The sequence below is a fragment of the Streptomyces sp. NBC_01116 genome (genome assembly GCF_041435495.1).
GTDB lineage: Bacteria > Actinomycetota > Actinomycetes > Streptomycetales > Streptomycetaceae > Streptomyces.
In genome coordinates this window covers 5338848-5360305 of sequence record NZ_CP108644.1, presented here as the reverse complement: position 1 = coordinate 5360305, position 21458 = coordinate 5338848, and the positions used below count along the sequence as shown (strand labels likewise).

The following is a 21458-nucleotide window of genomic DNA, read 5'->3' as shown; positions in this document are numbered from 1 at the left end:
GACCGAGGGAGCCGGTCCCGGCTCCCTCGGTCTCAGAGGATGACGTGGGGCAGGAAGCGGGCGTACTCGTCCGTGACCGGCCCCGCCGACTCCCGGATGCCGAGCCCCGCCGCCTCGTCCTCGACGACCCACGCGCCGAGCACCACCCGGTTGCCGTCGAAGTCGGGCAGCGGGGCCACCTCCTGGTAGCAGCACGGCTCGTCGCGCGGCACGGGCGGCGAGCCCGGGCCGTGCAGCTCGACGCCCGCGCCCTCGCGGCCGAGCAGCGGCTTGGAGACGTATCCGGCCCCGCCGGGTCCGGCCAGCTCGCGTGGCCCGTCGAGGTAGGCGGGGAGCAGGTTGGGGTGGCCGGGGTACAGCTCCCAGAGGATCGCGAGGAGCGCCTTGTTGGAGAGGAGCATCTTCCAGGCGGGCTCGATCCAGCAGGTGGTGCCGGAGCCGCCGCCGTTGTCGAGGGTGTCCAGCACCTGCGGGCCGAAGCGGTCGGTGGCCAGCCACTCCCAGGGGTAGAGCTTGAAGCAGCTGCGGATGAACCGCAGCCGTTCGTCGACGAACCGGCCCGAGAGCCGGTCCCAGCCGATCTCCTCGACGGACAGGGCGTGGGTGTCGAGCCCGGCCTGCTGGGCGGTCTCGCGCAGATACGCGACCGTCATCAGGTCCTCGCCCAGCTCGTCGCCGTCGGAGTGGGCGAAGTGCAGCGGTCCGGGCGGCAGCAGGGGCGCCTGCCGCTTCCAGGCGTCGACCAGCCGCTCGTGCAGGGAGTTCCACTGGTCGGCCCCGGGGAACCGGTCCTCCATCCAGAACCACTGCGCGCTCGCGGCCTCCACCAGCGAGGTCGGGGTGTCGGCGTTGTACTCCAGCATCTTCGCCGGGCCGTCGCCGTCGTAGCGCAGGTCGAACCGCCCGTACACGGACGGCAGTTCGTCCCGCCGGCGCCAGGACTCGGCGACCAGCGCGGCGAGGCGGGGGTCGGTGATGCCGAGGTCGGCGAAACGGTCCCGCTCGACGATGTGCGCGGCGGCGGCCAGGCACATCGTGTGGAGCTCCTCGACGACGTCTTCCAGCGCCTCGACCTCGGGCAGCGAGAAGACGTAGTAGGCGCTCTCGTCCCAGTACGGGCGCAGCGAGTCGTCCGGGTAACGGGTCAGCGGGTAGACGACGCCCTGCGCCTCGACGGTCTCCTGCCAGCCGGGGCGCGGCTCGATCGTGCGGCGTTCCACGGCGGTCAGCCGCCGCCGGAGCCGGAGCAGCCGAAGCCGCCGCGGTCGACGGCCGACTTGTCGAAGCTGCCGCCCTGCACCTTGCCGCTGTCGCTCTTGCCGCCGTAGTAGTACGAGCCGTTGCCGCCGCTGCGGCACTCGGAGCTCGGCAGGGTCTTCTGCGTCGTGCGGTCGGCGCAGCGCTTGTCCGGCTCCGAGCCGCAGGACGTGATCGTCAGGGCGAGCAGCCCCATGCCGCCGAGCACGACCGTGCTCGACCTCAGCCTTCGTACGGCCATGTTCGGTTCTCCCCCGTGGTGCACGATCGGGTCCGGCGCCCCTCTTGCGTCACCGGACTTCTTGTCAGACTAGTTCGACGTAGGGCCGGTTCGAAACCTGTGTTCTACCGGGCTTTTACGGCAGCACCCGGCACAGGGCGTCGAGCGCGCCCGCCCAGGCGCTCTCCGACGGCGAGCCGTAGCCGATCACCAGGGCGTCGCGGGCGGCCGGGGCGTCCGGGTGGCGGTAGCGCGCGAGGCCGTCCAGCGCCAGGCCCTGGAACGCCGCCGCCTGGACCACCGAACGCTCGGCGCCCGGCGGGAGTTCGAGGACCGCGTGCAGCCCGGCCGCGATCCCGCTGACCTCGATGCCCGGCGCGCGCTCGGCGAGCGCCGCGACGAGCTGGTCGCGGCGGCGCCGGTAGCGCAGCCGCATGGAGCGCACGTGCCGGTCGTACGCCCCCGAGGCGATGAACTCCGCGAGCGTCAGCTGGTCGGGCGAGCCGGACATCCAGTCCGACACGCCCTTCGCCGCCACCACCTCGCCCACCAGGCTCCGGGGCAGCACCATCCAGCCGAGGCGCAGCCCCGGGGCCAGCGACTTGCTGGCGGTGCCGAGATGGACGACCCGCTCCGGGTCGAGGCTCTGGAGCGCCCCCACCGGCTGCCGGTCGTACCGGAACTCCCCGTCGTAGTCGTCCTCCAGGATCAGCCCGCCGGTGGACCTGGCCCAGTCGACGGCGGCGGCCCGCCGGTCCGGGTGCAGCGGTACGCCGGTGGGGAACTGGTGCGCCGGGGTCAGCAGGACCGCGCCCGCGCCGCGCAGCGCGGTCAGCTCGCCGGTCCGGGAGCCGTGCTCGTCCAGGGGCAGGCACGGGGTGCGCAGCCCGGCGTCGGTGAGGAGGCCGGTGTGGAGGTCGAGGTTGTAGGACTCGACGGCGATCTCCCGGACCCCGCGCCGGCGCAGCACCCGGCCCAGCAGCGTCAGCCCGTGCGCGAAGCCGGAGCAGATCACGATGCGCTCCGGATCGGCGTACACCCCGCGCGCCCGCGCCAGGTATTCGGCGAGCACGGTGCGCAGTTCGACGCGGCCGTGCGGGTCGCCGTAGCCGAAGGCCTCGTCGGGTGCGGCGGTGAGCGCCTTGCGGGCGGCCTTGAGCCAGGCGGTGCGCGGAAAGGCGGACAGGTCCGGCGAGCCGGGCCTCAGGTTGTACCCGGCCCGGGGCCGCACCGGCCGGGAGGGGGCCGCCGCGGGGTCGGTGCGGCGCGGCGCGGACCGCCGGGCGACCCGGGTCCCCGAGCCCTGCCGGGCGGTGAGCCAGCCCTCGGCGACCAGTTCGGCGTAGGCGTCGGCGACCGTGTTGCGGGCGACGCCCAGGTCGGCGGCGAGCACCCGGGAGGACGGCAGCCGGGTGCCGGGGGTCAGGCGGCCGGTGCGCACCGCCTCCCGCAGCGCCTCCATCAGCCCGCTGCGGAGCCCCTGGCCGACCGGTTCCAGATGCAGGTCCGCGCCGAAAGTGGCCCAGGAATCCGTCATGCCAATGGACCTTACCGGGGTGCCATCGGGGCCGTAGCGTCGTCCTCATGACCACGACGCACGAGCACCACCACGCCCCGGCCGACCTCGTCCCCGAGCACCCGCCCCGGCTCTCCGTCTCCCAGCTCCTCCCGGACGTCTACAAGGCGATGGTCCGGCTCGACATCGCCGCCCGCAAGGGCCTGGACCCGGTCCTGGTCGAGCTGGTGAAGATCCGGGCCTCGCAGCTCAACCAGTGCGCGTTCTGCCTGGACATGCACAGCAAGGACGCGCTCGCGGCGGGCGAGTCCGTCGAGCGGATCGTCCAGCTCAGCGCCTGGAAGGAGTCGCAGCACTTCTACACCGCGAAGGAGCTGGCGGCGCTCGCCCTGACCGAGGCCGTCACCGTCCTGACCGACGGGTTCGTCCCGGACGAGGTGTACGAGCAGGCGGCCGAGCACTTCGAGGAGACCGAGCTGGCCCAGCTGATCGCGGCCATCACCGTGATCAACGCCTGGAACCGCTTCGGCGTGTCCGGCCGGCTGACTCCCGGGCACTACACGCCCGGCGATTTCACGAGCTGACCACGTTCACGGCGGGGGAGGACGCGAAAGCGCCCCCGGCGGCACAGGCCGCCGGGGGCGCTTTCGCGTGGTGCGGGCGCGGGTCAGATGAGGCCGAGCTCGCGGACCGCGTCGCGCTCCTCGGTGAGCTCCTTGACCGACGCGTCGATGCGCGTACGGGAGAACTCGTTGATGTCCAGGCCCTGGACGATCTCGTACTTCCCGTCCTTCGTGGTGACCGGGAAGGAGGAGATGATGCCCTCGGGGACGCCGTAGGAGCCGTCCGACGGGATGCCCATCGAGGTCCAGTCGCCGGCGGCGGTGCCGTTGACCCAGGTGTGCACGTGGTCGATGGCGGCGTTGGCGGCCGATGCGGCCGAGGACGCGCCACGGGCCTCGATGATCGCGGCGCCGCGCTTGGCGACGGTCGGGATGAAGGTGTCGGCCAGCCACACCTCGTCGTCGACGACCTCGGCCGCGTTCTTGCCGGCGATCTCCGCGTGGAAGATGTCCGGGTACTGGGTGGCCGAGTGGTTGCCCCAGATCGTCAGCTTCTTGATGTCGGAGACGGCGGCGCCGGTCTTGGCCGCCAGCTGCGAGATCGCGCGGTTGTGGTCCAGACGGGTCATCGCGGTGAAGCGCTCCGCCGGTACGTCCGGGGCGGCGGCCTGCGCGATGAGCGCGTTGGTGTTGGCCGGGTTGCCGACGACGAGGACCTTGATGTCGTCCGCGGCGTTGTCGTTGATGGCCTTGCCCTGCGGCTTGAAGATGCCGCCGTTGGCGGCGAGCAGGTCACCGCGCTCCATGCCCTTGGTGCGCGGGCGGGCGCCGACGAGCAGGGCGACGTTCGCACCGGCGAAGCCGACGTTCGGGTCGTCGGTGATCTCGATGCCGCGCAGCAGCGGGAAGGCGCAGTCGTCGAGCTCCATCGCGGTGCCCTCGGCGGCCTTGAGGCCCTGCGGGATCTCCAGGAGGCGCAGGTTGACCGGCACGTCCGGGCCGAGCAGGTGGCCGGAGGCGATGCGGAAGAGCAGCGCGTAGCCGATCTGGCCGGCTGCGCCGGTCACGGTGACATTCACGGGAGTGCGGGTCATGGCGGTCTCCGTTTAGACAGCTGGCGGTGGGGGTCCCGGCCCCCCAGGGCCTGCCGTCAAACTGCCGCCTGCCGCGCGACGCCTGGCACGCACGCTCGCGGCGTTGCCGAAATGCCCTAGTAGCTCCGCTACAAGACCATCCCGGCGCCTTGCGATCGCACGCACCATGCGCCGCCCGGCCGCCCTTCGGGCGACGACGGCAGTTTGACGACAGGCCCTGGTGCCGGACCCTGGTGCTGGACACCCTCCCCGCCGCGACCAATCTTGACGTGAAGAGATATCCAGCGGTCAGGCTATCGGACCCGGCCGGGCCGGGCCGCCCGGCCCCCTGTGGCACCGCACACAACCGGTCACCCACCGCACGCGCGGGCGACGGGGCTCCTGGCTTCCCCGTCCCGGACCCGCCGTCACTCGCCCGGGTCGGTGCACCCCTTCGTGCCGGAGGTGAGCGTCGCGCAGGCCTTGGCGTCGGCCGCCTTCTTCACCGCGACCATCGGGGTGTACGCCTCGGAGTCCCCCATGACCTCGCCGCTCTGCGCGCCCTCGCCGACGGTGATCCGCACGGTGTCGCCGATGGCCGCCTCGGTGAGCCGGGCCCAGGAGGCGGAGCAGACCTCGCTGTAGCGGACCTCGATCTTGCTGCCGCCGACCACGGCGCCGGCCACCGTACGGGCGAACTCACCGCCGCAGCCCATCGCCTCGGGGTCCTGCCCGGCGCAGTCCGCGCCGCTGCACTCGACACCCACGGGCAGCTCCGTGGCGGCCTTCGTGGGGGCCGCTGACGGGGAGGGCGCGGCCTTGGCCGCGTCGTCGCCCGGTGCGAGCAGCACCGCGCCGACCACGACGATCAGGGCGCCGACGGCCCCGACGGCGAGCATGGCGGCGCCAGGCCCGTGGCCGCCGGTGGTCCTGCCCGGTCGGGTGCCGCGCCTGTCCCGGCCGGAGCCGGAGCCGCGGCCGGTGTTCTCCGCCGTGTTCCGCACCGGCCGCTGCCCGCCCCGGTCCCGCCCGCCGTCGTACGGTCGGTCCTGCCGGCGGTCGGGGTGCGGTGCGGTACCGCGCTGGGTGGGGACGAGGAGCCGGCGCGTGTCGTCGTCGGCGGGCTCGTGGGCCCCGCCGCCGTACGCGTCCCTGCCGTGGGCGTCGCGGGGCGGGGCGTCCGTGCCGGCCGGGCCCGCGGCGGCGGGAACCCGCGCACCGGCGCCGGACGCGCTGTGCCGGCCGCCGGCGGAGGACCGGCCGGACCGGCCGCCCGCGGGGGCGTCGGGAGACGTCGTGCCGAGCTCGCCGAGCGCGGCACGGGCCTGCGTGATGCGGATGGCCTCGATCGTCATGTCATGGCGCATCTCGGCGCGGCTCCAGGCCCGCTCCGCCAGCTCCCACATGGTCGTGAGGTGGTGCTGCGGGGTGCCTGTCACCTCGGCGAGGGCCAGGACGGCTCCGCGCGGGGGGAGCAGCCGCCCGTTGAGATACCGCTCCCAGGACGTCTTGCTGTAACCCGTGCGGTCGGCCACCGCGTTGATGTTCAGCCCGCTGCGGTCGACGAGCCTGCGCAGCTGGCTGGCGAACTCCCTGATCTGCGGGTCGAGCTCTTCGGGCAGTGCCTTCCAACGAGGCATCGCGTTCTCCCCACCTCATGTCCCCCGGACGTACTTGCTGAGCCCCGCTGCGGCCGGCCCCCGGCCCGTACATCCCCCGGTCCGTCCGCCGCCCGTCCGGTCCGGACCGTCGGCTGGACTACCCACGAGGATGCGCGGAGCCAGGGTGTCAGTTCCTGACGAGGAGGCGCACGGGGGCATTCGGTACGGGGTACGTGTCCTCACGCGCCCCGGACACCGCGCCCCGAACACTCGCCGGCCACCGCTCCGCCTGCTCCGTGCCGCTCTGTGCGCCGGACCAGTCTGCCATCGTTGCGCGGCGATCACACCGTGCCGGAATGGTCACTTCCGTGCCACAGGCCACAGTGAGCGCTTGTCCCGGCCTTCCGTGTCCATGACGCTGAGGTCGGGACGGGGCAGGGCCGCCCGTCCCACCGCGTACCGGGGCTCCTCGCCCGGTCGCCCCGTTCCGCCGTGGTGCCCGTCCCTCCTCGGGGGTAGGGACGGACACCACGGGCCGGATCGGGGCGGGACGCCCGCCCGCTAGCGGATCGTGAAGCGGACCGCGTCCTCCAGGATCGGGACGTCGAGCCAGGGCTCGGGCTGTGCGACCAGTGCGAGCAGCACGATCAGCGTGCCCATCAGCCCGTACGTGACCAGATCGGTGAAGCGGGACCGCACCGCCAGCATCCCGACCGACGGCACCACCCAGCGCAGCACGGCCCCGGCGATCAGCGCGCCGCCGATCAGGATCGTGCCGACGCGGAACGCCTGCTCGAACGGGTCGAGCACCACGATCAGCAGTCCGAGGCCCGCCGCGCCGAGCACGGTGAGCAGCGGCCACTGCCGCGCCGGGGCGGGCGCGTCGCCGGACGCCGCCCTGCCGCCGCCCTCGGGGCGCGCGGTGTCCCGCGTGAACCGCGGGAACCGCCGCGACCGACGGGGCCGTCCGCCGGTCGCGGCTCCGTCCGTGCCGGTGTCCGTGGCCGGGTCCCGTCCGGTGGACCCGGTGGGCTCCGCGGACCCGTCGGGCTCTGCGGCCCCGTCCCGCTCGTCCGGTTCGCGCGGCTCGTCCGCCGCCGCCCGGCCGGCCGGTGCGGGGTCGGCCGGACTCTTACCAGCACCCATGAGGTTCCCTCCGGATCCGGCCGTCAGCCCGTTGCGGCGGCGTCGGCGGCCTCGGCGGCGGCCCGCTCGGCGGCCTCGACCACGTTGACCAGCAACTGCGCGCGGGTCATCGGGCCGACGCCCCCGGGGTTGGGGGCGACCCAGGCGGCCACCTCGCGGACGCCCGGGTGCACATCGCCGACGATCTTGCCGTCCGCGTCCCGGCTGACGCCGACGTCGAGCACGGCGGCGCCCGGCTTCACGTCCTCCGGCTTGATCAGGTGCTGCACCCCGGCGGCGGCGACGATGATGTCGGCCTGCCGCAGGTGGAAGGAGAGGTCCCGGGTGCCGGTGTGGCACTGGGTCACCGTGGCGTTCTCCGACTTGCGGGTCAGCAGCAGCGGGATCGACCGGCCGATGGTGACGCCGCGTCCGACGACCACGACGTGCGCCCCGTTGATCTCCACGCCGTGCGCGCGCAGCAGCTGGACGACGCCCTGCGGGGTGCAGGGCAGCGGGCCGCTCTCGTTGAGGACGAGGCGGCCGAGGCTCATCGGGTGCAGCCCGTCGGCGTCCTTCGCCGGGTCCATCAGCTCCAGGACGCGGTTGGTGTCGATGCCCTTGGGCAGCGGCAACTGGACGATGTAACCGGTGCACTCGGGATTGTCGTTGAGCTCCCGGACGACGTCCTCGATCTCCTCCTGCGTGGCGGTGTCGGGGAGTTCGCGCTGGATGGAGCCGATGCCGACCTGGGCGCAGTCACGGTGCTTGCCGTTGACGTACCACCGGCTGCCCGGGTCGTCCCCGACGAGCAGGGTTCCGAGGCCGGGAGTGATCCCCTGGGCCTTGAGGGCCGCCACACGGACGGTCAGATCGGATTTGATCGCGGCAGCGGTGGCCTTGCCATCGAGAATCTGGGCAGTCATGCGCCCATCCTCGCGGATGACCCCGCCCGCATACCAATTGCCGGTGCCACCCCCGTACCGCACATTGCACTTGCACAACATCCGGGACCCCGGACTGGACAAACATATGTTCCGCTTATAACGATGAGGGCCGCGGTTGTACGGGGGGCGGGCCGCTGATCGATGTCCTTCCTCCGTGTGGCCATTTCGTCCCCACACGTCTGTTGAAGGAACACCCCTTATGAGCTTCGGCGACCCGAACAACCCGTACGGGCAGCAGCCCGGCCAGCCGCCCCAGGGCCCGCCGCAGGGGCAGCCCGGTTACGGCTACCCGCAGCAGGCTCCGCAGGGTGTCCCGCCGCAGGGCTACGGCTACCCGCAGCAGCCCGGCCAGCCCTACGGCGGCGGTTACCCGCAGCAGCCCGGGCACGGCGGCGGCATGCCGGAGCTGGCCCACTGGGGCCTGCGCTTCGGCGGACTGATCGTCGACGGGCTCGTCATGATGGTCCCGTACATCCTGGTCATCATCGGCGGCGCGGTCGGCGACTCGTTCGGCGCGATCCTCGGCGTCATCGGCTTCATCGGCCTCCTCGCCGTGGCCATCTGGCAGCTGTACCAGGAGGGCACCACCGGCCAGACGATCGGCAAGAAGGCCGTGGGCATCCGCCTGCTGCGCGAGGCGGACGGCCGCCCGCTGGGCTTCGGCATGGCCTTCGTCCGCCGCCTGGCCCACTTCCTGGACAGCCTCGCCTGCTACATCGGCTGGCTGTGGCCGCTGTGGGACGCGAAGAAGCAGACGTTCGCGGACAAGGTCTGCTCGTCGGTGGTCGTCAAGGCCAACTGACCCACCCGTTCCACCTGATCGATCCGCTGCACCGCAGCACCTCGCACGTACGAAGGCCGCACCCGCTCGACGGGCGCGGCCTTCGCGCGTACGGGCCCGGGGCCGGGGCCGCTGTCAGCCGTCGCGGACGCCCGGGATCTCCGCCGGCTCCGGTGACGTGCGCTCCATCACCACGAAGCTGCCGCCCCGGTGCTTGAGCCGGTAGGACGCCTCGGGGTGCAGCTGCTCGGCGTAGGCCACCGGGTCCTGGATCGGGCGGGACCAGCCGAAGTCCAGGTTGATGGCGACGATGTCGGGTGCGGTGCCCGGGGCTCCGCCGACCCAGTAGACGGTGCGGTCGGAGGTGAGGTGGGCCATCAGCGTGATGTCGGTCTCGACCCGCGCCCCGGCCGGGATGGCGTCGAGCGCCGCCCGGGCCGCCTGGCTGCGGGCGTCGTCGGTGCGGTAGGTCTCCGGGCGCAGCAGGTCGCGCAGCGGCAGGTGCTGCGTCATCGCGACGGCGATCGCGGCGGCGACGGGCACGGCGACCTTCGCGTACGAGGCGAGCCAGGGCCGGTGCGAGTCGCGGCTGCGGCGGACGCCGTCGGCGAGCGCGAGGAAGAGCACCGGCATGAGGATCGCGCTGTAGTGCCAGACCATGCCCCAGTGGTTGCTGTCCTGCGAGAGCAGCCGCCAGCCGAGCGTGGGCACGATCAGCAGCGTCAGCGGGGAGCGCAGCGCCATGAACGCGGTGATGCCGATCAGGAAGACCAGCATCTCGATCTTGACGGAGGAGTTGAGGACGCCGAGGACGGAGTCCAGCATCGAGACGTCCTGCTCACCGTTCTTGTCGATCTTCTGCCAGTAGTCGTAGGTGCCCGCGCTGCTGGCCGCCGGGATGAGGACCATGAGCGTGACGACGAAGGCGGCGACCCCGAAGGCGGCGAGCAGCGCGCCCTGGAGGCGGCGGCCGTACACGAAGAGCAGGAAGCCGACGACGGCCACGGTGGCGCCCAGGTCCTCCTTGACCAGGACCAGGGGGAGCGACCACAGGAGCGCGGCCGTGTACCGCTCCAGGAGCAGGGCACGGCAGACGAGGGCGAGCAGGGGCACCGCGAACGCGATCTCGTGGAAGTCGGCCTTCACCGCTTCCTGGATGCCCCAGGAGAGTCCGTACGCGACGGTGACGCAGAGTCCGGAGCGCCCGCCGAGGAGCTGCTGGGTGGTGCGGCCGACGATGACCGCGCCCAGCGCGAACAGTGCGGCCTGCGCGAACAGCAGGGATTCGGCCGACGGCCAGAGCCAGTACAGCGGGGCCAGCAGCGCCACGACCGGCGAGAAGTGGTCGCCGAGGATCAGGTAGCCGGGGCCCTTGATGTCGACGACCGGGGCGTCGAACCCGGCGTACGCCCGGACCTCCTGCTCGAAGATGCCCAGGTCCCAGGAGGGCGAGCCGAAGCGGCTGTACTGGAAGTACGCGTAGAGGAAGTAGAGGGCGCACAGGATCGCGCCGGCGACGAGGTACGGGCGCAGAGGTACGCGTTCGACGGCGGCGGCCCCGCCCGTTCCCGGCGCGGCCTCGGCCGGACGGGCGTCCGGCCCCGGGCCCTGGGCGGGCAGGCGTCCCGGTCCCGACCGGTCCGTTCCACTCTTGTTCAGCTCAAGCACGGTGACTGCCCCCGCTAGGGATTTCCACGGCCGTTCATTAGAACAGAGCGGCGAGCCGATTCCGTACGACGGACCGGCCGGGGCCGCACCCGTGTCGGGGTGCGGCCTCGGGCCGGGTCGGTGAACTCCGCGGGAGAGGTCCCGGTCAGTGGAAGAAGTGGCGCGTGCCCGTGAAGTACATGGTCACGCCGGCCTTCTTCGCGGCCTCGATCACCAGCTCGTCGCGGACGGACCCGCCGGGCTGGGCGACGGCCTTGACGCCGGCGGCCGTGAGGATCTCCAGGCCGTCGGGGAACGGGAAGAAGGCGTCGGAGGCGGCGTAGGCCCCGCGCGCCCGCTCCTCGCCCGCCCGCTCGACGGCGAGCTTCGCGGAGTCGACCCGGTTGACCTGGCCCATGCCGACGCCGACCGAGGCGCCGCCCTTGGCGAGCAGGATCGCGTTGGACTTGACGGCGCGGCTCGCCTTCCAGGCGAAGGCCAGCTCCTTCAGCTCGGCCTCGGAGAGCGCGTCGCCGGTGGCGAGCGTCCAGTTGGCCGGGTCGTCGCCGTCGGCCTGGAGGCGGTCGGCGGCCTGGAGCAGCGCGCCGCCGTCGATCGGCTTCACCTCGAACGCGGAGGCCGGGGCCTCGGGGGCGCGCAGCACGCGGATGTTCTTCTTGCGGGTCAGCACCTCGACGGCGCCGTCCTCGTAGGCCGGGGCGACGATGACCTCGGTGAAGATCTCCGCGACCTGCTCGGCCATCTCGACGGTCACCGGACGGTTGACGGCGATGACGCCGCCGAACGCGGAGAGCGGGTCGCAGGCGTGCGCGTTGCGGTGCGCGGTCGCGACGTCGTCGGCGATGGCGATGCCGCACGGGTTGGCGTGCTTGATGATCGCGACACAGGGCTCGGCGTGGTCGTAGGCGGCGCGGCGGGCGGCGTCGGTGTCCGTGTAGTTGTTGTAGGACATCTCCTTGCCGTGCAGCTGCTCGGCCTCGGCGAGACCCCCGTCGCCGGAGGTGTAGAGCGCGGCGGGCTGGTGCGGGTTCTCGCCGTAGCGCAGGACGTTCTTGCGCGTGAAGGTGTCGCCGAGGAACTCGGGGAGGCCCGAGTCGTCGGCGGCGGCGTAGTCGGCAGCGAACCAGGAGGCCACGGCCACGTCGTACGCGGCGGTGTGCTGGAACGCTTCGGCGGCGAGCCGCTTGCGGGCGGTGAGGTCGAAGCCGCCGGTCGTGACGGCCGCGAGGACGTCGGCGTACCGCTCGGGGCTCGTGACGACGGCGACGGAGGGGTGGTTCTTGGCGGCGGCGCGGACCATCGAGGGGCCGCCGATGTCGATCTGTTCGACGCACTCGTCGTCGGAGGCGCCCGAGGCGACCGTCTCCTTGAACGGGTAGAGGTTCACCACGACCAGGTCGAAGGGCTCGACGCCGAGCTCGGCGAGCTGCTCGCGGTGGGCGTCGAGACGCAGATCGGCGAGGATGCCGGCGTGGACGCGGGGGTGCAGCGTCTTGACCCGGCCGTCCAGGCACTCGGGGAAGCCGGTGAGCTCCTCGACCTTGGTGACCGGCACTCCGGCGGCGGCGATCCTCCCGGCGGTGGAGCCGGTGGAGACGAGTTCGACGCCCGCCTCGTGCAGGCCGCGGGCGAGGTCTTCGAGCCCCGTCTTGTCGTAGACACTGACCAGGGCGCGGCGGATGGGCTTATTCACCGACATGACCGAGATGAACCTTTCGTCCCTCAATGCGATAGCCGTCGCGGGCGATCCGCCCCACGGCCTCGACGAGCAGCGAGCGCTCGACTTCCTTGATCCGTTCATGGAGGGCGGCTTCACCCTCCGGGGTGTCCTCCTCGGTCACCTCGACCACGCCCTGCGCGATGATCGGACCGGTGTCGACGCCGTCGTCGACGAAGTGGACGGTGCAGCCGGTGACCTTCACGCCGTACGCGAGTGCGTCACGCACGCCGTGGGCACCGGGAAAGCTGGGGAGCAGGGCGGGGTGGGTGTTGACGGTCCGGCCGCCGAACGCGGCGAGGAACGCCGGGCCGACGATCTTCATGAAACCGGCGGAGACCACGAGGTCCGGGCGGTGTGCGGCGACCTGCGCGGCGAGCGCCTCGTCCCACTCCGCGCGGGTCGGGTGGTCCTTGAGCTTGCACACGAACGTGGGGATTCCGGCCCGTTCCGCGCGCTCCACGCCGCCGGTGCCGTCACGGTCCGCGCCGACCGCGACGATCCGCGCCCCGTACACCGCCGGGTCGTCGCCGATGGCGTCGAGCAGCGCCTGGAGATTCGTCCCTGATCCGGAGACCAGCACGACCAGCCGGGCAGGAGAGGCGGAGGGGGGCGGGGAGGCCACGTCGGGGCCCTTTCTCACGTGATGACCGCATGATGACGCAGGCGCGGCATGCTCTTTGTAGGGTCGTACGAAAGAATCGCTTCGCCCGATACGGGGAACCCTACGAACGGGCCGACCGTCAGCAACGATACCGGCACACCCGACGGCCCCCACGGGACGGGGGCGTGACCGGGAGGTAGCGTCAGGGGACAGCGTGCCGTCCACCGGGCGGACGAACCGTCCTACGGGCGGACATGACGAGATGGGGAAGACGTTCACCACATGCCGGACCGACGCCGTCGCACCGCCTTCCGCCTCCCTCTGACCGAGCGGCCCGCTCCGCTGATGCGGGAACGCCAGTCCTCTTCGCCGGACCCCTCCTCGCCGGGCTCCTCGTCTCCGGAACCCACGTCTGCGGAACCCTCTTCCTCAGGTTCCTCTTCCGCGGGTTCCTCATCGGGTTCCACTCCGGGATCCGGCTCCGCCGGGAAGCCGCCGGAGGACAACCCGTTCGCCGCGCCGCCCGCGGACCGTCCGGACCGGCCGTGGCAGCCGCGCCGCCCCGCCGGGTCGGACGGGTCGGACCGGTCGCAGGGGTCGAACGGTTCGGACGGGAACGGTGGGTCCGACGGGAACGGCTCCGGGGACCGCCCGTCGTGGGGCAGCCAGTGGAGCAGCAAGCAGCCCGGCCGGGGCAACGGCGGCTTCGGCGGCCGCCCCGGCGGGAACGGCTCCGGCGGCCCGGGCGGCAAGGGCGGTTCCGATCGCGGCGGTCCGGGCGGACTCCGCTGGGACCCCACCGACCCCGCACAGCGGCGCGCCCGCTACGCGGTGCTCGGCGGCATGTGGGCCTTCTTCTTCGCCCTCTTCGACCTCTCCGAGCTCGCGCTGCTGCTGGGCGCGCTCTCGACGTACTGGGCGATCAGCGCGCTCCGCACCCCGATGAAGGGCGCCTCCTCGACGGACCGCGCCTCGGCGGGCGACACCGGGGCGGCCGGGACCGCCACGGGGTCCGGGACCGGCACGGGAGCCACGGCGGGCGACGTCTCCGGAGCCTCGCCCACCGCGCCCGCGCCCGCCGCGGCGCCGAGCGTCAGCAGCAGGCAGCAGACCACGGCGGCGGTGAGCGGCCTGGTGACCGGCCTGCTGGCGCTGCTCATCGTGGCGACCACGTTCACCGTGCAGCTCGTCTACCGCGACTACTACACCTGCGTCAACGACGCCCTGACCAAGACCGGCGCGCTGGCCTGCAACGAGCAGTTGCCGAAGCCGCTGGAGCCGTTCTTCGGCGTCAAGGAGTAGGCAGCGGGCGGTCCGGCTCCGGCGCGGGGCGGCCCGCGGCGAAATCGACGGGATCGGCGGGATCGGCAGGATCGGCGCGATCAGTGGGGGCAGCGCGGCCGACGGGGTCAGTGGGGGCGGTGCGGTCGGTGCGCTCCGTGCGCTCGGCGGCGGGTTCCGCGGGGAAGTCGGCCATCAGCCCGCCGGAGTTCCGCTTCAGGGAGGCCCAACGGGCCTCCCTGAAGTCCTTCCCGTGCCACGGGTCGGTCGTCCCGTGCCACGGGTCGGTCGGCAGGAAGTCGTACGGCTCGAACCCCGCGTCGCCCCGCCCCGCCGCCGCGCCGGCCGGAGCGCCGGGGCCCGGTTCGGGGGCCGCCCCCGGGCCCGGAACGGAGGAAGCGGCCCGCGCCGCGTCGCCGGACGCGTCCGCCGCCCGGCCCCGGCCACGCCACGGCGCCCACCAGCGGCGCGGACGCCCGATGCCGGCCTCCGTCCCCGTCGCTGCCTCTGCCCCGTCCCCGGACGCCGTCGCTCTCGCCGGCGTCGGGGTCGGCGCCGGCGCTGTCACCGGGGGCGCGTCCGCTCCCGGCACGTCCGCTCCCGGCACGTCCCTGCGCCAGGCCCAGCCCGGCGTGCGCAGGCGCCACAGACGCAGCAGCAGGACCGCGGGGACGCCGACGCCCGCGGTCCACGCCAGTGCCGCCGGACCGGCCAGCCACCACACCGGGCCGAACTCCCTCAGCGCCCCGGTGCCGAGCGGCCCCCCGGCCACCGCCGTGAGCAGCCCCGTCACGGCACCGCACGCCAGCGCGGCGAGCAGCGTCACCCGCACCGTCTCGCGCCGGCTCCACACCTGAGCGCGGGGCGCGTCGGCGGGCGCGGCCCTGCGGGCGGTGAACCAGGCGACCGCCAGCGCCGCCGTCACCGGCACCGCCAGGGCCGCCCAGTTCAGCGGGGAGCCCGGCCCCTGGTCCGGCACGGCCGCCAGCAGGGGGAAGTGGGGCACCGACGGGGTCCCGTGGAGGCCCAGCGGCGTGGCGGTGGCTCCCGTACCGAGCGAGAAGCCCGGCCCGAGCCCGTACGACGCGCCCCACAGCGCGGCGTTCGGCGCGAGCGAGGCGGCCAGCAGGAGTACGGCGAACCGTCCCGACCAGTCGCCCGCGAGCCCCAGGAAGGCGTCCTGCGCCGCCCCCGCGTTCCGGCCGAGCGCCACCGCGACCAGCAGCGCACCGCCTCCGAGCAGCACGGTCACGCCCACCGCCGCCGACCGGCACGCCGCCTCGGCCCGGTCGCGGAACAGCGTCCGGGCGATCGCCTCGTGCAGCGCCAGCGGCGACCAGGACGGCAGGGGCCCGAGGGGCCGCCCGGCCGCCGTCCACACCCCGGCCGCCGCCGCACCGGCCACCACCAGCGCCACCGGGAACACCAGCGTGTCCGGGTCCGGGCGCAGCGAACCGCCCCGGGCACAGGCCGCCGCCCCGGCCACGACCAGCAGGTATCCCGCGGTCACCGCGCAGAACGCGCCCGCCCGCGAAGGGCTGGGCCGCCCCTCCTCCGGCTCCGCCGCGTCGCGCGCCGCGCGGTGCGCCAGCCAGACCGGACCCACCACGAGCAGCAGCGGCACCACACCGACGGGTGCGGGAACGCCGCTCAGGGTTTCGGGCCGCACGAGTCCCGCGCCGTGCGCGAGCAGCCAGACCCCGGCGGCCGTACGCAGCGCCCCGCCCGGTCCGCTGTCGGGGTACGGGGAGCTGATCCACACCACCATGACCAGCACCGTCAGGGACCCGAGGCCGAGCCCGGCGGCGACGGCACCTCGCACCAGGGCGGAGGCCAGGGCGAGCGTGCGGTTCCGCTCGGCCGCCGCCTTCGGGTTGCGTTGCGTCATCTGGGTCACGCGGCCCATGCTGCCAACGACACGCGCTTATTTCGCGTAACGCGCGAACAGCCGTTGTGTCGCTCAATATACGTTTATGTACTTTTTCACCCAGTGCGGCGCTGCCGGGAGTCACCCATGACCCGGAGCGCGACCGACGAGGCCGCCGCGCCGCAGCTGCCCTCCCCCAAGGAGCGCCGCAGACTGCGCGAGGCGAAATCGCTGAGCGAGGAGCAGGTGGCGGCGGCCGTCGGCGTCACGCGCGCCACCGTGCGCTCCTGGGAGACGGGGCGCACAAGCCCGCGCGGGCGCAAGCGCGCGCTGTACGCGAAGCTCATCGCCCCCGAACCGGAGGCGCTCACCACGACGGCGCCCACAGCCGTGACGGCGGTGGCAGATCCGCCGGCTCCCGCGACGCCGGTGAAACCGGCGACTCCATCAGCTCCGGCGACTCCGTCAGCTCCGCCGGCTCCGGAACCCATCCCGGAAACCGCTGGGGCAGCCGCTCCGGAAGCGATTCCCGTGGCCGCTCCGGAGCTGAAAGCAGTGGTGGCGAAGGCCCCGGCGAGGGCGACGGTGGTGGTGGCGGCGGACTCGGGCACCGGCACCGGCACCGAGGCGGCCGACGAGCGGCCTTCCTCACCCGCCGAGGCATTCGACGAGCTGTACACCCGCACCGCCCCCGGCCTCGTCCGGCAGACCTATCTGCTGACCGGACGCCGCGCCCTGGCCCGCGAGTCGGTCGAGCGAGCCTTCCAGCTGGCCTGGCATCGCTGGCCCGAGGTGGCCGTCGACCGCGACCCGGCGGGCTGGGTGCGCGCGGCGGCGTACGAGTACGCGATGTCCCCCTGGCAACGGCTGCGCCGTGCGCACCGGCACCCCGACGCCCCGCCCACGGAGCCGGGGAAGCAGGCGCTGTTCGACGCGCTGCTGGAGCTGCCCCCGGCCTACCGGCGCACCCTGCTCCTGTACGACGGGGTCGGCCTGGACCTCCCGGAGACCGCAGCCGAGACCGAGGCCAGCACGCCGGCGGCGGCGGGCCGTCTGATGACCGCCCGCGCCGCCGTCGTCGAGCGGCTCCCCGAACTGGCGGCCGTCGACTCGCCCGCCGAGCAGTCGGCCCTGCTGCACGACCGGCTCGGCGGGCTCGCGCGCGCCGAGCACGTCCCCGTACCGCGGCCGGCCCGTGCCGTGCGCACCGGCAGCGAGGACAGGGCCAGGATGTGGACCCGGGCCGCCATCGCGGGCGTCGCGCTCCTCATCGCCGTGACCGGGCTGACCCTCCACACCGCGCCCACCCACTACGAGCAGCCGATCTCCCCCGCCGAGCGGGTCGGGGGCGTACCGCCGCGCGGTGGTCCGCAGAAGCTCACCGCGCAGGACCTGAAGCTCCAGAAGTCGCTGCGCGAGCAGCTGGCGCACGGCCCGGAGCGGCTGATCCCGCAGCTCCGGTGAGCCGTCGGGCACTCGTCGGCCACCGGCTGGCGGCCGCGTACACGAACGGCGCGGGCCCGCACCCCCTGTGATGCAGAGGTGCGGGCCCGCGCCGTTCGCAGCGTGTCTCCGCCGCCTGACCGACTGCGTCAGGCGCCGAGGATCTCGCGCGCCAGCTTGGCGGTCTCGGTCGGCGTCTTGCCGACCTTGACGCCGGCGGCCTCGAGGGCCTCCTTCTTCGCCTGGGCGGTGCCCGAGGAGCCGGAGACGATGGCGCCGGCGTGGCCCATGGTCTTGCCCTCCGGGGCGGTGAAGCCCGCGACGTAACCGACGACCGGCTTCGTGACGTTCTTCGCGATGAAGTCGGCGGCACGCTCCTCGGCGTCGCCGCCGATCTCGCCGATCATCACGATGAGGTCGGTCTCCGGGTCCGCCTCGAACGCCGCGAGGGCGTCGATGTGCGTGGTGCCGATGACCGGGTCGCCACCGATGCCGACGGCGGACGAGAAGCCGATGTCACGGAGCTCGTACATCATCTGGTAGGTCAGCGTGCCGGACTTCGACACGAGACCGATGCGGCCGGGCTTGGTGATGTCGCCCGGGATGATGCCGGCGTTGGACTGGCCGGGGGTGATGAGACCCGGGCAGTTCGGGCCGATGATCCGGGTCTTGTTGCCCTTAGCGCCGGCGTACGCCCAGAAGGCGGCCGAGTCGTGAACGGCGATGCCCTCGGTGATCACGACGGCGAGCGAGATCTCGGCGTCGATCGCCTCGACGACGGCGGCCTTGGAGAAGGCCGGCGGCACGAAGAGGACGGACACGTTCGCGCCGGTCTTCTCCATCGCCTCGGCGACGGAGCCGAAGACCGGTACCTCGGTGCCGTCGAAGTCGACGGAGGTGCCGGCCTTGCGCGGGTTCACGCCGCCGACGATGTTGGTGCCGTCGGCGAGCATGAGCTTGGTGTGCTTCATGCCCGTCGCGCCGGTCATCCCCTGGACGATGACCTTGCTGTCCTTGGTGAGGAAGATAGCCATGGTGGTCTGAGTCCCTCTTCCTTACTTCGCAGCCGCGGCGAGCTCGGCGGCCTTGTCGGCCGCGCCGTCCATGGTGTCCACACGCTGCACGAGCGGGTGGTTGGCGTCGGAAAGGATCTTGCGACCCAGCTCCGCGTTGTTGCCGTCGAGACGCACGACCAGCGGCTTCTCGACCTTCTCGCCCTTGGACTCGAGCAGCGCGAGCGCCTGCACGATGCCGTTGGCGACCTCGTCGCAGGCGGTGATGCCACCGAAGACGTTGACGAAGACGGACTTGACGTCCGGGTCGCCGAGGATGATCTCCAGGCCGTTCGCCATGACCTCGGCGGAGGCGCCGCCACCGATGTCGAGGAAGTTGGCGGGCTTCACGTTGCCGTGGTTCTCACCGGCGTACGCGACGACGTCCAGGGTCGACATGACCAGACCGGCGCCGTTGCCGATGATGCCGACCTCGCCGTCGAGCTTGACGTAGTTGAGGTTCTTGGCCTTGGCGGCAGCCTCGAGCGGGTTGGCTGCGTCCTTGTCCTCGAGAGCCTCGTGGTCCGGCTGGCGGAAGTCGGCGTTCTCGTCGAGAGACACCTTGCCGTCCAGGGCCAGGATCCGGCCGTCCTTGGTCTTGACCAGCGGGTTGACCTCGACGAGGAGCGCGTCCTCGGCGACGAAGGTGTCCCACAGGGTCACCAGGGCCTCGGCGACACCCTCGGCCACGTCGGCCGGGAACTTCGCCTGGGCCACGATCTCGCGGGCCTTGACGATGTCGACGCCGTCGACGGCGTTGACCGGGACCTTCGCGAGGGCCTCGGGGGTCTTCTCCGCGACCTCCTCGATGTCCATGCCGCCCTGCACCGAGGCCATGGCCAGGAAGGTGCGGTTGGTGCGGTCGAGGAGGTACGAGACGTAGTACTCCGCCTCGATCTCCGGCGACAGCTCGGCGATCATCACCTTGTGGACCGTGTGGCCCTTGATGTCCATGCCGAGAATGTCGGTCGCCCGGGCGACCGCCTCGTCGGGGTCGGCCGCCAGCTTGACGCCGCCGGCCTTGCCGCGGCCTCCGACCTTCACCTGCGCCTTGACGACAGACTTGCCGCCCAGCTTCTCGGTCGCCTCGCGGGCTGCCTCAGGCGTGTCGATGACTTCACCGGCCAGCACCGGTACACCGTGCTTGGCGAAGAGGTCCCTCGCCTGGTACTCGAACAGGTCCACGCGCGTCCGTCCCTTTTAGTGGTATCGCGGTTCGTTCTTCTGCGTGGGCGTGCCGCGATGGGCAACGTGACTGCGCTGTCACTAGGGAGGCGTACACGGTGTCCGAGTACGCGGCATGTCCATCCGGCAGGTTATCCCCGCGCTCGGCGTGACCCTAAATCGCAGATCCCACCTGAGCGGTGATAACGGTCACAGAGGGTGGCCCCTCCGGCTCCCGGGCGGGGCTCGCCGGGAGCCGGAAGAGGCTGGTCGGGCCCGGAGTACCCGGCCCGGGTCCCCCTGGGCCGGGTACTCCGATGCGGTGAACCGCGCCGCCTCTCGGCCTGCGCGGCCCGTCCGGATCAGGGCACGAGCGCCGCGTCCGGCTTCCGGTCCGGCTCACGGCGCGAGCACCACGTCCGGGCTCGGGGCGCGAGCGCGTCGCTCTTCTCAGAGCGTCGGCAGCGCGTCCGTCGCGAAGGACGGGGCGACCGAGGTGGCGTCCTGGACGCCGACGCCCGCGTGGGCGACGGCGGGACGGGCGTCCTCGCGGACCGTGTCCGCCAGACCGCCCGCGAACGGCCGGGCCTGCGCTCCGACGCCCTCGGCCAGCGGCTGCACCCGGGTGGCGACCCCCTGGGCGAACGGCGCGACCGCGTCGCCGGTCAGCCCCTCGGCGAGCGGCGGCACCTCGGACACGACGCCCCCGGCGAACGGCACGGCCGCACCCGTGACGCCCGCCGCCAGCGGCTGGACCTCGGTCGTGACGCCCTGCACGAACGGGGCGGCGGCGTCGCCGACGACTCCCCGGGCGAACGGCGTGACCTCGGCGACGGCTCCCCGGGCGAGCGTGCCGACGTCGCCGACCGCCTGCCCGACGACCGGGACGGCGACGTCGACCGCGCCCGCGGCGAGCGGCGGCAGCACGGAGTCGGACGTCCGCCCGACCACGGGCCCGGCCTCCGCCAGCGTCCCCTGGACGGCGGTGGGCGCCTCGTTCTGCGCGTAGCCGGGGATCTGTTCGATCGGCCCGAAGAGGTAGTCGATCTCGTCGACCGCCGGCGCAGCGGGAAGCTGCACGGCCCCGGGCGCCTGCTGTACGTCGCCGAGGTCCGGGACCTCCGCGACCGCCGGGGCCCACGGCGCACGCACCTGTGACGGGAGGCCGTCCGACGGGAGGCCGTCCCGTACGTCGGCTGCACCGGCGACCTTGCTCCCGACCTCGGTCAGCGTGTCCTTGGCACCGTCGATGCCGTCGGTGCCCCTGGTCTCCTCGAGGACCTTGGCGTCCCTGACCTCCTTGAGGCCCTTGGCTTCGGTGACGTCATCGACGGCCTTCACGTCCGTGACGTCCTTGACATCCCTGACGTCCTTGACGGTCTCGGTCGCGTCGGAGGCCTCGGCCGCGAGGTCCGGGGTGGAGAGCGGTACGGACACGGGCAGTTCGTCCGCGCTCGCCGCGGCGGTGCCGAGCGCCCACATACCGGTGGCGGTGGCGGCGACGGCTATGGATCGGCGCATGTTCTTGTGCATGGGTGTGTCAGATCCTTCGAAGATGTTCGGCAGTCCGGAGAGCTCC

The 21458-nt window shown here is 73.1% G+C and carries 18 protein-coding genes; 4 read left to right on the top strand and 14 right to left on the bottom strand.

Annotated features, from left to right (window positions below; genetic code table 11):
• Positions 1-32: 32 nt before the first annotated feature.
• The 3 genes from OG245_RS23675 to OG245_RS23665 form a co-directional block, all read right to left on the bottom strand.
• A complete protein-coding gene (locus tag OG245_RS23675) occupies positions 33-1220 on the bottom strand; it encodes a glutathionylspermidine synthase family protein (RefSeq protein ID WP_371625460.1) in 1188 nt (395 codons plus the stop codon).
• A gap of 5 nt (positions 1221-1225) precedes the next feature.
• Positions 1226-1498: a hypothetical protein gene (locus OG245_RS23670; protein WP_371625459.1), complete on the bottom strand. Its 273-nt coding sequence runs from the start codon at positions 1496-1498 to the stop codon at positions 1226-1228.
• A gap of 115 nt (positions 1499-1613) precedes the next feature.
• Complete coding sequence (locus OG245_RS23665) at positions 1614-3014, bottom strand: PLP-dependent aminotransferase family protein (RefSeq protein ID WP_371625458.1); 1401 nt, start codon at positions 3012-3014, stop codon at positions 1614-1616.
• Positions 3015-3061: 47 nt separating this feature from the next.
• On the opposite strand from OG245_RS23665, the gene OG245_RS23660 reads away from it, so the two are divergent.
• Positions 3062-3577, top strand: coding sequence for a carboxymuconolactone decarboxylase family protein (locus OG245_RS23660; RefSeq protein ID WP_371625457.1), 516 nt, complete (start codon positions 3062-3064; stop codon positions 3575-3577).
• A gap of 83 nt (positions 3578-3660) precedes the next feature.
• On the opposite strand, the gene OG245_RS23655 is transcribed toward OG245_RS23660, so the two are convergent.
• The 4 genes from OG245_RS23655 to OG245_RS23640 all read right to left on the bottom strand — a co-directional run bounded on the left by OG245_RS23655 (position 3661) and on the right by OG245_RS23640 (position 8281).
• On the bottom strand, positions 3661-4650 hold the full coding sequence (locus OG245_RS23655; RefSeq protein WP_371625456.1) for a malate dehydrogenase: 990 nt from the start codon (positions 4648-4650) through the stop codon (positions 3661-3663).
• 407 nt (positions 4651-5057) lie between these two features.
• A complete protein-coding gene (locus OG245_RS23650) occupies positions 5058-6269 on the bottom strand; it encodes a helix-turn-helix domain-containing protein (RefSeq protein ID WP_371625455.1) in 1212 nt (403 codons plus the stop codon).
• Positions 6270-6791: 522 nt separating this feature from the next.
• Complete coding sequence (locus OG245_RS23645) at positions 6792-7376, bottom strand: DUF3017 domain-containing protein (protein WP_371625454.1); 585 nt, start codon at positions 7374-7376, stop codon at positions 6792-6794.
• 23 nt (positions 7377-7399) lie between these two features.
• Positions 7400-8281, bottom strand: coding sequence for a bifunctional methylenetetrahydrofolate dehydrogenase/methenyltetrahydrofolate cyclohydrolase (locus OG245_RS23640; RefSeq protein ID WP_371625453.1), 882 nt, complete (start codon positions 8279-8281; stop codon positions 7400-7402).
• A 220-nt stretch (positions 8282-8501) separates the two neighbouring features.
• Between OG245_RS23640 and OG245_RS23635 the strand changes: the two genes are divergently transcribed.
• A complete protein-coding gene (locus OG245_RS23635) occupies positions 8502-9104 on the top strand; it encodes an RDD family protein (RefSeq protein ID WP_371625452.1) in 603 nt (200 codons plus the stop codon).
• A gap of 114 nt (positions 9105-9218) precedes the next feature.
• On the opposite strand, the gene OG245_RS23630 is transcribed toward OG245_RS23635, so the two are convergent.
• The 3 genes from OG245_RS23630 to purN form a co-directional block, all read right to left on the bottom strand.
• Positions 9219-10751: a DUF2079 domain-containing protein gene (locus OG245_RS23630; RefSeq protein WP_371625451.1), complete on the bottom strand. Its 1533-nt coding sequence runs from the start codon at positions 10749-10751 to the stop codon at positions 9219-9221.
• A 145-nt stretch (positions 10752-10896) separates the two neighbouring features.
• Positions 10897-12450: a bifunctional phosphoribosylaminoimidazolecarboxamide formyltransferase/IMP cyclohydrolase gene (gene purH / locus OG245_RS23625; protein WP_371625450.1), complete on the bottom strand. Its 1554-nt coding sequence runs from the start codon at positions 12448-12450 to the stop codon at positions 10897-10899.
• Positions 12437-13093, bottom strand: coding sequence for a phosphoribosylglycinamide formyltransferase (purN, locus tag OG245_RS23620; protein ID WP_371625449.1), 657 nt, complete (start codon positions 13091-13093; stop codon positions 12437-12439). The genes purH and purN overlap by 14 nt, the downstream gene beginning before the upstream one ends.
• A gap of 261 nt (positions 13094-13354) precedes the next feature.
• Here purN and OG245_RS23615 point away from each other — a divergent pair, with 261 nt between their 5' ends.
• Positions 13355-14374, top strand: coding sequence for a hypothetical protein (locus OG245_RS23615; protein ID WP_371625448.1), 1020 nt, complete (start codon positions 13355-13357; stop codon positions 14372-14374).
• Here OG245_RS23615 and OG245_RS23610 read toward each other — a convergent pair.
• The gene (locus OG245_RS23610) at positions 14364-16241 is read right to left on the bottom strand and encodes a DUF6350 family protein (RefSeq protein WP_371627968.1); all 1878 of its coding nucleotides are present in this window, start codon (positions 16239-16241) and stop codon (positions 14364-14366) included. The genes OG245_RS23615 and OG245_RS23610 overlap by 11 nt on opposite strands.
• Positions 16242-16367: 126 nt before the next feature.
• On the opposite strand from OG245_RS23610, the gene OG245_RS23605 reads away from it, so the two are divergent.
• Positions 16368-17684 carry a helix-turn-helix domain-containing protein gene (locus OG245_RS23605; protein WP_371625447.1) on the top strand — a complete coding sequence of 439 codons (1317 nt, stop codon included), beginning with the start codon at positions 16368-16370 and terminating at the stop codon, positions 17682-17684.
• A gap of 128 nt (positions 17685-17812) precedes the next feature.
• On the opposite strand, the gene sucD is transcribed toward OG245_RS23605, so the two are convergent.
• The 3 genes from sucD to OG245_RS23590 all read right to left on the bottom strand — a co-directional run bounded on the left by sucD (position 17813) and on the right by OG245_RS23590 (position 21412).
• Positions 17813-18697, bottom strand: coding sequence for a succinate--CoA ligase subunit alpha (gene sucD / locus OG245_RS23600; RefSeq protein WP_371625446.1), 885 nt, complete (start codon positions 18695-18697; stop codon positions 17813-17815).
• 21 nt (positions 18698-18718) lie between these two features.
• Positions 18719-19900, bottom strand: a complete 1182-nt coding sequence (gene sucC, locus OG245_RS23595; protein ID WP_371625445.1) for an ADP-forming succinate--CoA ligase subunit beta — start codon at positions 19898-19900, stop codon at positions 18719-18721.
• A 429-nt stretch (positions 19901-20329) separates the two neighbouring features.
• Complete coding sequence (locus tag OG245_RS23590; RefSeq protein ID WP_371625444.1) at positions 20330-21412, bottom strand: hypothetical protein; 1083 nt, start codon at positions 21410-21412, stop codon at positions 20330-20332.
• Between the last annotated feature and the right edge of the window lie 46 nt (positions 21413-21458).